General features: G+C 60.8%; 9 protein-coding genes. 3 read left to right on the top strand and 6 right to left on the bottom strand.

Going from position 1 to position 11,521, the window contains the following annotated elements; all coding sequences use genetic code 11:
* Together CWI66_RS14520 and CWI66_RS14515 are read right to left on the bottom strand one after the other, a co-directional pair.
* Positions 1-189: DUF6444 domain-containing protein (locus CWI66_RS14520; protein ID WP_232710767.1), on the bottom strand; the 189-nt coding region annotated here is incomplete at its 3' end.
* 378 nt (positions 190-567) lie between these two features.
* Positions 568-2,202 (bottom strand): NAD+ synthase, encoded by a 1,635-nt coding sequence (locus tag CWI66_RS14515; RefSeq protein WP_100732068.1) that lies wholly within the window; start codon positions 2,200-2,202, stop codon positions 568-570.
* A gap of 134 nt (positions 2,203-2,336) precedes the next feature.
* Here CWI66_RS14515 and CWI66_RS14510 point away from each other — a divergent pair, with 134 nt between their 5' ends.
* Complete coding sequence (locus CWI66_RS14510) at positions 2,337-2,606, top strand: PP0621 family protein (protein ID WP_100732067.1); 270 nt, start codon at positions 2,337-2,339, stop codon at positions 2,604-2,606.
* A 4-nt stretch (positions 2,607-2,610) separates the two neighbouring features.
* Here CWI66_RS14510 and thiO read toward each other — a convergent pair whose 3' ends face one another.
* Positions 2,611-3,708, bottom strand: a complete 1,098-nt coding sequence (thiO, locus tag CWI66_RS14505; protein WP_100732066.1) for a glycine oxidase ThiO — start codon at positions 3,706-3,708, stop codon at positions 2,611-2,613.
* A gap of 80 nt (positions 3,709-3,788) precedes the next feature.
* Between thiO and CWI66_RS14500 the strand changes: the two genes are divergently transcribed.
* Complete coding sequence (locus tag CWI66_RS14500) at positions 3,789-4,322, top strand: GspH/FimT family pseudopilin (RefSeq protein ID WP_100732064.1); 534 nt, start codon at positions 3,789-3,791, stop codon at positions 4,320-4,322.
* Between the two features lie 11 nt (positions 4,323-4,333).
* Here CWI66_RS14500 and trxB read toward each other — a convergent pair whose 3' ends face one another.
* The gene (trxB, locus tag CWI66_RS14495) at positions 4,334-5,284 is read right to left on the bottom strand and encodes a thioredoxin-disulfide reductase (RefSeq protein WP_039182403.1); all 951 of its coding nucleotides are present in this window, start codon (positions 5,282-5,284) and stop codon (positions 4,334-4,336) included.
* Between the two features lie 250 nt (positions 5,285-5,534).
* On the opposite strand from trxB, the gene acnA reads away from it, so the two are divergent.
* Complete coding sequence (gene acnA / locus CWI66_RS14490) at positions 5,535-8,282, top strand: aconitate hydratase AcnA (RefSeq protein WP_100732063.1); 2,748 nt, start codon at positions 5,535-5,537, stop codon at positions 8,280-8,282.
* Between the two features lie 63 nt (positions 8,283-8,345).
* On the opposite strand, the gene CWI66_RS14485 is transcribed toward acnA, so the two are convergent.
* Both CWI66_RS14485 and CWI66_RS14480 read right to left on the bottom strand, forming a co-directional pair.
* Positions 8,346-10,025 (bottom strand): NAD-dependent malic enzyme, encoded by a 1,680-nt coding sequence (locus CWI66_RS14485; protein ID WP_081138858.1) that lies wholly within the window; start codon positions 10,023-10,025, stop codon positions 8,346-8,348.
* 170 nt (positions 10,026-10,195) lie between these two features.
* Positions 10,196-11,407: a YeeE/YedE family protein gene (locus CWI66_RS14480; protein WP_100732062.1), complete on the bottom strand. Its 1,212-nt coding sequence runs from the start codon at positions 11,405-11,407 to the stop codon at positions 10,196-10,198.
* Positions 11,408-11,521 lie beyond the last annotated feature (114 nt).

The raw sequence follows: 11,521 nt of genomic DNA, 5'->3' as shown, positions 1-11,521 counted from the left end.
ATTGGGATCCTGGGACGGTGGCTTGCTGCTGTTGCGGCTACTGGTGGCCAGGCGATCGGCCATGAGCTTGACCAGCAGCATCAGCACATCGATGGCGGCACGCAGCGACGGCGAGACCGTCTGGTCTTCCTTGAGCTGCTGCCGGACCCGCTCCAGGGCCTCGTCGACGTTGATATCGCTGATGGTCATATCGCCGCATAGGTGTGCCGAATGATGCTGTGCACTATGCCAGAAAAATCAGCTGGTTGGCGATACCCCATCCGCAGCCACCTGAATAGTTACTTTTTGTTTTTGTCACAAAAGCCTAATTAACAGGTCAACCAGGTCGACCGCAGCCTGAGCGAGATCAACGATATCAACGGAGCCAAGCAGCGATTCGCCGTGGACATAGTACCCCGCCACGTCACAAGAGCTGAAGCGCCCTGCCGTTAACTATTTAGACAGGCCGTGATGAACTGCATCACGGTTACTACTTCTGCAAGCCGGTGGCACCGGAGGAGATGGCCAAGCATTGCCTGGCACCTCCTGCCGGACTGGCTTAGGGCTGGTCGCGGCTGGCAGAAGGCGCTACTCGCCTGGCTGCCCGCCATTGACGATGGGGTAACGCCGGTCACGCCCGAAACCACGCGGCGTGACCCTTACGCCTACCGGGGCCTGGCGACGCTTGTACTCGCAGCGGTCCACCAGCTTCACCACCTTGTAGACATCGTCCTCGTCGTAACCCGCCGCAATGATGGCTTCGGCGCTCATGTCCCCTTCGATGTAGCGCACCAGAATCGCGTCCAGCACATCGTAATCCGGCAGAGAATCGCTATCCTGCTGGTCGGGCGCCAGCTCTGCGCTGGGCGGACGCTCGATGACCCGCTCCGGAATGGCCGACGACTGGGTGTTACGCCAACGTGCCAGGCGGTAAACCCAGGTCTTGTAGACATCCTTGATAGCGTTGTAGCCACCCACCATGTCGCCATAGAGCGTGGCATAGCCCACGGCCATTTCGCTCTTGTTGCCGGTGGTCAGCACCATCAGGCCCTTCTTGTTGGAAATGGCCATCAGCAGCACGCCTCGGCAGCGCGACTGCAGGTTTTCCTCGGTGGTATCACGCTCGGTGCCCGCAAAGCTATCCGCCAGGGTCGTCATGAAGGCTTCTACCATGGGCTCGATGGGCATCACGTCGTAATGCACCCCCAGCAACGTGGCCTGCTCGGCGGCATCCTGCTTGGAGATGTCGGCGGTGTAGTGGTAAGGCATCATGACCGCCTGAACGCGCTGCGGCCCTAGCGCATCCACCGCAATCGCCAGCGACAAGGCGGAGTCGATGCCGCCGGAAAGCCCCAGCACCACGCCTTTGAAGCCGCTTTTATTGACGTAGTCACGCAGCCCGGTGACCAGCGCACAGTAAAGGCTCTCTTCCGGCATGACTTCCGGCTCGATCTCTCCGGCCTGGGGCTCCCAACGCTCGGCGCTGGTTTGCAGCAGTTGAACGGGCATCAGCCCGGCTTGCCAGTAAGGGGCCAGCACCTTGAGCTGGCCCTGCTCATCCACACAGCAAGAACCGCCATCGAACACCAGCTCATCCTGGCCGCCAATGGTGTTGACGTAGAGAATGGGGCGCTGAACGTCCTGAGCCCGCTGCTCCAGAAGGCGCAGCCGCTCGGTGGGCTTGTCCTGGTGGTAGGGTGAGGCATTCAGGCTGATCAATACTTCCGCCCCGGCCGCCTGCGCCGCCTTGACCGGCGAGCCTTCCCACAAGTCTTCACAGATCAACAGCCCCAGCTTGGCACCCTTGTGCTCGTAAACCAGTGGCTGGGTGCCGGGGGTGAAGTAGCGCTGCTCATCGAACACCTGGTAGTTCGGCAGCGCCTGCTTGGCGTACTCTGCTTCCCACTGGCCGTTGTACAGCACGCCCGCCATGTTGTAGCACTTGCCTTCACGCACGCCGGGATAACCAATGATGACCAGCACGTCTCGGGCCACCTTCTCGGCCATTTTGCCGCGGGCTTCGCGCAGGCGCGCTTCCATGGAAGGCCTCAGCAGCAGATCTTCCGGCGGGTAGCCGGAAAGAAACAGCTCGGGAAAGACCACAATGTCCGCCCCATGCTCGATCCTCGCCTCACGCACGGCCTCGATGGCGCGCGCGGCATTGCCGGGAATATCTCCCACTAGCGGGTCGAGTTGGGCCATTACCAGCGTTAAGTCTTGCATGGGCGTCAAAATCTCTTGAGAATCTTCAGAATACGATGGCACTTGGGGCATTGTCCCGCAAGGTGCGCCTGCTGGCAAAGGCCATACGGCTACAGGCGTACTGCCCGCTTTTCCCGGTATGGGAGTTATCGAGGATGAACCTGTTGATCATTCGACTGATTATTTTTGCGGTGCTGTTTTATGCAGGCCTGAAACTCTACGGCATGTATCGCCAGCACCGCCTTTCCCAGCAGCAGCCCGCCCCTCCTCGCCATGAAGGCGGGCAGATGGTGCGCTGCCGCTGGTGCGACGTTCACGTGCCGGAGAGCGAGGCACTGCGTGACCATGAGCAGTGGTTTTGCTGCAGCGCCCACCGCGACCGCTTCCTACAGGAACAGCGTGATCGCGACGACGGTAACGCTTAAAGCGCTATCCCCGACGCAGCGCCACCGGCCAGTAAGGTGCGGGGTCGATCAGCGGCTCACGATCCAATAGCTGGTCGACCAGCAGATGCGTCGAGGCGGGAGCCAGTACCAGCCCATTGCGGTAGTGCCCTGCATTGACGAACACGTTGGGAAATTCCGGCAGCGCGCCGATGAACGGAATGCCGTCCGGGGAGCCCGGACGCAGCCCCGCCCAGTGATACGCCACGGGGTACCTGGCCAGCGCAGGAATGATATTTTCAGCACTCTGGCGCAGCGACGCCAAGGCGTCCTGATCAGTGGTTTTATCGAACCCGGCCTCTTCCAGCGTCGAGCCCACCAGCAGCAGACCATCGTTGCGCGGAATCACATAGCGACCATCTTTGAGCACCACCCGCTGCACCAGCCCTGGCGGGGTCTGATAAGCGATCATCTGCCCTTTCACGGGCCGAACGGGCAACTGGATACCCAGGCCTTCCAGTAGCTGGGCTGCCCAGGCTCCGCCACATACCACTACTCGCTCGGCATGCAGCTCGCCCGACGCCATGGCCACCCCCACGACCTTGCCCTGGCGCTGGAGGAAGCCGGTGACCTGACACTGCTCGACCAGCGTGACGCTCGGCATCGCCGCCAGCCGGGCCCGCAGCGCCTGGCCAAGGCGGGGGTTACGAATGCTACCCAGCGTCGGCATCCACAGAGCGCTCCCGCCAGAGGCCAGCGCGGCGGGCTCTTTCTGCTGCACGACCTCTGCCTCGACCCGTTCGAGCGGCTTGCCCATTTGCCGAGCCCACGCCAGCGCCTGCTCGTCATCTTCCACGTTCAGGTAGAGCAGGCCTTTCTGGCGATACTCGGGGTCGATGCCCGTTTCTTCCAGCAGCCGTAGCGCCAGCGTGGGGTAGACCCCTTCCGACCAGCGCGAGAGCCGCGACACCGGCTCACCGTAACGCCAGGGGTAGAGCGGCGAGACGATACCCCCACCCGCCCAGGAAGCCTCCTGGCCACACTGCCCCCGCTCTACCAACGTGACCTGCTGCCCTGCATCAGCCAGCTGGAGCGCGGTCATCATGCCGATGACACCGCCGCCAATAATTAAGATATGGCTCACAAGCTTTGTCCGTTTTGGCTTACATAAAAAGAGCACAAGGCCCTCTAGGATAAGTCCCATGACCGTACACAGAGGGTCTCATGATGACATGCGATACCGCTGCACACCCACGGCCTGGCTCGGTTCAGCGAGGCTTTACGCTCCTCGAGCTGATGGTGGCCCTGGTGCTGATGGCCGTCATGACTGCCTGGCTGGCCCCAGGTTTTCAAGCCTTGGGGCACCACAGCATGCTCAACAGCGAAGCAACGCGGCTACAGGCGGCGTTTGCATTGGCCCGTAACACGGCCATTACCCAGCGCACATCGGTCACCGTCTGCCCTGCCAACCCACAACGCAACGCCTGCACGGCGAGCTGGCACGAAACCCTGATGGTGGTGAAAGGGCGCGCAACGGATACCGTCAAGCCAGAACACGTACTGCGTACCTTTCCAGGCCAATCGACTACCTATACCACCTATAACCGCGGCTGGCGGCGAGTGACCTACACGCCGCTTGGCCATGCCAGCGGCTATAACGGCAGCTTCGACGTGTGCGCGACCGGTGAAACGGGCAAGCGGCTAGTGCTGAGTCCGCTAGGCCGACTGCGTATTGATAAGACGCCTATCGACTGCTAGCCATGGCCGCTTCAGGCAATACCGTCCAGGTAACGCTCGGCATCCAGTGCTGCCATGCAGCCACTGCCCGCCGAGGTGATGGCCTGGCGATAGATATGGTCCATGACGTCGCCACAGGCAAACACGCCTGGCACGCTGGTGGCCGTGGCGTTACCCTCGCTGCCGGACTGCACCTTGATATAGCCACCGTTCATTTCCAGCTGGCCTTCGAAAATGCCCGTATTGGGGCTGTGGCCAATGGCGATGAACAGCCCAGGTGCGTGGATCTCCTTGGTGCTGCCGTCCTGGGTCGACTTCACCCGCACGCCGGTGACGCCGGTATTGTCGCCCAGCACTTCTTCCACCTCGTAAAACCATTCCAGGGCGATCTTGCCTGCCTCTGCCTTCTCGAACAGCTTGTCCTGCAGGATCTTTTCGGCGCGAAGCGTATCGCGGCGATGGACCAGCGTGACCTTGGAGGCAATGTTCGACAGGTAGAGCGCTTCTTCGACCGCCGTGTTGCCACCGCCAACCACGATCACTTCCTGATTGCGGTAGAAGAAACCGTCGCAGGTAGCACAGGCAGAGACCCCCTGGCCCATGAACTGCTGCTCTGACGGCAGCCCCAGATAGCGAGCGCTGGCGCCGGTAGCCACGATCAGGGCGTCGCAGGTATAGACGCCGCTATCGCCCTTCAGGGTGAACGGCTTCTCGCCCAGGCTCACCTCGTGGATATGATCGAACAGCACTTCGGTGTTGAAACGTTCGGCATGCTGTTTCATGCGCTCCATCAGCTCAGGCCCTTGTACGCCCTCGGCATCGCCAGGCCAGTTGTCCACGTCGGTCGTCGTGGTCAATTGGCCACCCGCCTGCATGCCGGTAATCAGCAGTGGCTTCAGATTTGCCCGAGCGGCATAAACCGCTGCCGTGTACCCCGCCGGGCCAGAGCCTAGAATGATCAAACGTTCATGACGCGTTTCCATGACACCACCTTTGTGACAATTGAGCAGAGTTCGTCGTCGACATTCGTTGCAGGGCCGACATTCGCAGAAGAGTCTGCCTGAAATGGCGTCGAGTACAAGCAATTACAAGGGTTGGTCTACGCTATTAGGCCAGGATAGCTTGAAAGGCGAGCCAGCCACACCCATGTGCTCTATATGGGCCATACTATTGATTAGCGCTATCCAGACAGTGGCCGTTGCGATACCCATAAGCGATCGAGAGGAGAATGGAATGAGCAAGATACCCAGCACGCTTCATACCCTGACGGCAGGAAGCCAGGAGTATCACTACTACAGCTTGCCCAAAGCAGCCGAAACGCTGGGCAACATCGACCGGCTGCCCAAGACACTCAAGATTCTGCTCGAAAACCAGCTGCGCTTCGCTGACGACGAGAGCGTCGAACAGGCCGACATGCAAGCCCTGGTCGACTGGCAAAAAGAGGGGCGGTCCAGCCGCGAAATCGGTTACCGCCCTGCCCGCGTTCTGATGCAGGACTTCACCGGCGTACCGGGGGTCGTGGATCTCGCCTCCATGCGCGCAGCGGTCGAGTCCCTGGGCGAAGACCCCGCCCGCATCAACCCGCTCACTCCGGTCGATCTGGTCATCGACCACTCGGTCATGGTCGACAAGTTTGGCACCCCCACGGCCTTTCAGGAGAACGTGGATATCGAAATGCAGCGTAACGGCGAGCGTTACGAGTTCCTGCGCTGGGGCCAGAAAGCATTCGACAACTTCAGTGTCGTGCCGCCCGGCACCGGCATTTGCCACCAGGTTAACCTGGAGTACCTGGGCCGCACCGTCTGGACCAAACAAGAAGACGGCAAAACCTTCGCCTACCCGGACACGCTGGTAGGCACCGACTCCCACACCACCATGATCAACGGCCTGGGCGTACTGGGCTGGGGGGTAGGCGGCATCGAGGCCGAGGCGGCCATGCTGGGCCAGCCGGTATCGATGCTGATTCCCGAGGTTATCGGCTTCAAGCTGACCGGCAAGCTGCAGGAAGGCATTACGGCCACCGACCTGGTTCTCACGGTCACCGAGATGCTGCGCAAGAAGGGCGTGGTCGGCAAGTTCGTCGAGTTCTACGGAGATGGCCTGAAAGACCTGCCGCTGGCCGACCGCGCCACCATTGCCAACATGGCCCCCGAGTATGGCGCCACCTGCGGCTTCTTCCCGGTGGACGATGAAACCCTCAATTACCTGCGCCTGACGGGCCGTGAAGATGAGCTGGTCGCGCTGGTCGAAGCGTACAGTAAGGCCCAGGGGCTCTGGCGTGAGCCCGGTGACGAGCCCATCTTCACCGATACCCTCAGCCTCGACATGAGCAGCGTGGAAGCCAGCCTGGCAGGCCCCAAACGCCCGCAGGATCGCGTCTCTCTCAAGAACATGCCCAAGGCGTTCGCCAGCGTCATGGAGGAAGATGGCAAGCCCTACCCTGCTACGGAAACGGGCAAGCTTTCCTCGGAAGGCGGCCAGACCGCCGTCGGCATCGACCGGAGCTTCGAACGCTCGTTTCAGCATAACGATAGCCAAGCGGTCAAGATGGGTGAGCAGGATTTCAACCTGGACCCCGGCGCCGTGGTCATCGCGGCCATCACTTCTTGCACCAATACCTCCAACCCCAGCGTCATGATGGCGGCGGGCCTGTTGGCACGTAACGCGCGTCAGAAGGGGCTGGCCACCAAACCCTGGGTCAAGACGTCCCTGGCGCCTGGCTCCAAGGTGGTCACCGACTACCTGGCCGCTGCCGAACTGAACGATGACCTGGATGCGCTGGGCTTCAACCTGGTGGGCTATGGCTGCACCACCTGTATCGGCAACTCCGGTCCGCTGCCCGACGCCATCGAAAAAGCCATTCAACAGGGGGACCTTGCCGTTGCCTCCGTGCTGTCGGGTAACCGCAACTTCGAAGGCCGCGTGCATCCGCTGGTCAAAACCAACTGGCTGGCCTCACCGCCGCTGGTGGTGGCCTATGCACTGGCGGGCAACGTTCAATGCAACCTGTCCACCGACCCCCTCGGGGAAGACAGCGATGGCAATCCGGTGTACCTGAAAGACATCTGGCCCTCGCAGGCAGATATCGCCAACGCCGTACAGAAGGTCAACACCGAGATGTTCCGCAAGGAGTACGGCGCCGTTTTCGAAGGCGACGAAACGTGGCAGTCGATCAAGGTGCCGGAAAGCAACGTCTACGAGTGGCCCTCCTCCACCTACATTCAGCACCCACCCTTCTTCAAAGGCATGCAGCGCGAGCCCGATGCCATCGAAGATATCCAGAGTGCTCGGGTACTGGCGATACTGGGTGACTCCGTCACCACCGACCATATTTCCCCCGCAGGCTCCATCAAGCCCGACAGCCCTGCTGGCCGCTACCTGCAGGAGCACGGCGTCAAGCCCGTGGACTTCAACTCCTACGGCTCACGCCGAGGCAACCATGAAGTCATGATGCGCGGCACTTTTGCCAACGTGCGGATCAAGAACGAAATGCTGGACGGCGTGGTCGGGGGTGAAACGCGCCATGTGCCCAGTGGTGAGCAGATGTCGATCTATGACGCCGCCATGAAGTACAAGGAAGAAGGCACGCCGCTGGTAGTGGTGGCAGGCAAGGAGTACGGCACCGGTTCTTCCAGGGACTGGGCAGCCAAGGGAACCCGATTGCTGGGCGTACGGGCGGTGATTGCCGAATCCTACGAGCGGATCCACCGTTCCAACCTGATTGGCATGGGCGTCGTACCGCTGCAGTTCCCCGAAGGCGAGAGCCGCACGAGCCTTGGGCTCACCGGTGACGAAGAGATTTCAATTGCGGGATTAAACGACTTGAGCCCAGGCGGCACGGTCAAAGTGGTCATCAAACAGGGCGACCAGGAGCGTACCATTGATGCCAAATGCAGAATTGATACCGCCAATGAGCTGGCTTACTACCGCCACGGTGGTATCCTTCACTACGTGCTGCGCAAAATGATCGGCGCAGCCTAACGGTAAAAACTTCCAATGCTTGCATCGCCCCCACCTTGGTGGGGGCTTTTTTTGCACCGCGCCTTAGAAAGCGCGGCGACGGTAGAAGCGATACTCCGGCGACCAGCAGGACTTTTCGATACGCTCACGCAGCTCCGAGCCGCTGGTTTTCAGCGCCACGCCGTTTTGCTGCGCCTGGGCAGCCACTTCGAAAGCAATCGACTTACTGATTTCACGAATGCGCGACAGCGGTGGCAGCAGCGCACCCTGCCCCTCCCTGACCAGCGGTGCTTCACGGGCCAGAGCACGCGAGGCGCTCATTAGCATCTCGTCGGTCACGCGGTGGGCGTCGGCGGCAATCACCCCCAGGCCAATACCGGGGAAAATATAAGCGTTGTTGCACTGGGCAATGGGGTAGGTCCGCCCGTTGTAGACCACCGGCGCAAAGGGGCTACCCGTGGCTACCAAGGCCTGGCCGTCGGTCCAGCGAATCACGTCCTCAGGCACGGCTTCTGCCTGGGAGGTGGGGTTGGAGAGCGGCATGATGACCGGGTGTTCACAGCCTGCATGCATGGTACGCACGACCTGTTCGGTAAAGATGCCCCGCTGGCCACAGACCCCAATCAGGATGGTGGGTTTGATCTGGGCGATGGTCTCTTCCAGCCCCTGACCGTTCCAGTTGGCTACCAGCGCAGGATCATGGGCCAGACGACGCTGGAAATCACGCTGCCAGGTCTGGTCGGTGGTCATCAAGCCATCCCGATCGACGATGAAGATGCGCGCTCGCGCCTCTGCTTCGGTCAAACCTTCGGCCTCCATGGAGACCACTACCTGCTCGGCGATACCGCACCCCGCCGAACCACCGCCCACGAACACCACCCGCTGCTGCGCAATGGTTTCGCCCCGCGCCTGACAGGCAGCCATCAGCGTACCCACCACTACAGAGGCCGTTCCCTGCACGTCATCGTTGAAGCAGCACAGTTCGTTGCGGTAGCGCTCCAGCAATGGCACGGCGTTGGCCTGGGCAAAATCCTCGAACTGCAGCAGCACATTCGGCCAGCGACGCTTCACGGCGCAAATGAACTCGGCCATGAAGGCATCGTACTCTTCCTGGCTGACTCGCTCGTGACGCCACCCCATGTACATCGGGTCATCCAGCAGCGCCTGGTTATTGGTGCCCACGTCGATCATGATCGGCAGCGTGTAGGCAGGGCTGATGCCGCCACAAGCGGTGTACAGCGCCAGCTTACCGATAGGAATACCCATGCCGCCGATACCCTGGTCACCCAAGCCAAGAATACGCTCGCCGTCGGTTACCACAATGACCTTCACGTTGTCCTTGGTGGCACTACGCAGGATGTCGTCCATATGTTCGCGGTCCGGATAGCTGATGAACAAGCCCCGGTGGTTACGATAGATATTGGAAAACTCCTGGCACGCCTGCCCCACGGTAGGGGTGTAGATGATCGGCAGCATCTCTTCCAGATGCTCGGACACCAGACGGAAATAGAGCGTTTCGTTATCGTCCTGAATGGCGCGCAGATGAATATGGCGCTCCAGGTCACTATGGCACTGCTGGTACTGGCGATAGACACGTTCGAGCTGGTCGTCGATGGTTTCGACTTTTTGCGGGAGCAGGCCGATCAGGTTGAACGCCAATCGCTCCTCTTGAGTAAACGCACTGCCTTTGTTCAATAGCGGCATTTCAAGCAGCGAAGGACCGGCGTAAGGAATGTACAGGGGGCGCTTACTCTTCGTAGACATGGCACTCTCTTTTTATGTCAATTGCAATGCAGCAACGCTGGGCGTTGGCGACGTTTGTGCGTAATGTAACATGGTCGTGCGACAAAGGTAGAAGCAGCGCCAGCAATGGCCATAAAAAAACACCCCGGCCATGGCCGAGGTGTTCATCGAGTACACCAAAACGCTATCGATCAGCAGCTCTTGGCCGTGGGACGACGCCCCTCTTCCCCGGCAAAGAAAAACGGCCGCAGTTTCACGCCGATCATGTTGCCCGCAAATGCTGCTGCCATCCAGACCCAGCCATGCAGGCTACCCGACGCAATGCCGCTGAAGTAAGCACCGATATTGCAACCAAACGCCAAACGCGCACCATACCCCAGCAGTAGGCCACCAATCACAGCGGCCAACACCGAGCGCAGCGGAATACGGAAATTCGGTGCGAAACGCCCGGCCAGATGGGCGGCAGCCAGTGCCCCCAGCATGATACCCACGTTCATGACCGTCGTGATATCGCTCCACACGCTGGCTTCCAGCGCGGCCGCGTTACCCGGTGCTTGCCAATAACCCCACTGGCTCACATCGCCGCCCACCAGCTCATACGCCTTGGCGCCCCACAGCGCAAAGGCCGAGGTAATGCCCCAGGGGCGACCCGCCAATGCCAAAGTGGCAAAGTTGAGCAGCGCCAAGGCCACGGCCCCCGCCACCAGCGGCCAGGGGCCCGTGAGCCAGCGCTCCACGCCGGGCTTATCAACCGCGGGGACCTGCTCCAGCTGGCCATGCCGGCGCTTCTCCATGATCACCGTAAAGGTGGCAATGGCAGCGAACAGCACCAGGCTGATGCCGATGCCGCCCCCCACACCAGCCACATTGACCAACGACACCGGCTGGAAGGCGGGCAAACTTTGCCACCAGGTGAAATGCGCGGAGCCAATGACCGAGCCCACGATAAAGAACACCAGGGTAATCAGCATACGGGCATTACCACCGCCAGCAGTAAACAGCGTGCCCGAGGCACAGCCGCCCCCCAGCTGCATGCCGATACCGAAGATGAACGCACCGAACAGCACCGAAATGCCGATCGGCGAGACGAAGCCACTCACCGGCGTACCAAACAGCGACCCCGCCCCCAGCGCCGGGAAAAACAACACTACGGCAATCGCCAGCATGATCATTTGCGCCCGTAAGCCACGCCCACGACGCTCGGTAATGAACACCCGCCAGGCCGCCGTAAAGCCAAACGCTGCATGATAGAGCACCATACCCAGCAGGCCACCCACGATCATCAGCAGCCCGATATTGGCGCCAAAGATGACGCCAATCACGAGCGCCCCCAGCACAATCGCTGCCACGGCCAGAAGGGGCACGCGGTACGAGCTCGAAGCCACCATTGAGGTAGTCGCCATAATTCACCTGTTAGCAACGCCAAAAGCGCCTGCAACAGCAAGGCGCTTGGCTAAGTTGGACAATAGTTATAAGCCTAACGGCGAGGCGTAAACGCCGGAAATTCTTTATTGAAA

The sequence above is a fragment of the Halomonas sp. 141 genome, assembly GCF_002810305.1.
GTDB classification, from domain to species: Bacteria; Pseudomonadota; Gammaproteobacteria; order Pseudomonadales; family Halomonadaceae; genus Vreelandella; species Vreelandella stevensii.
The sequence above is the reverse complement of the archived record's forward strand: the minus strand, read 5'-3'. Positions and strand labels throughout refer to the sequence as shown.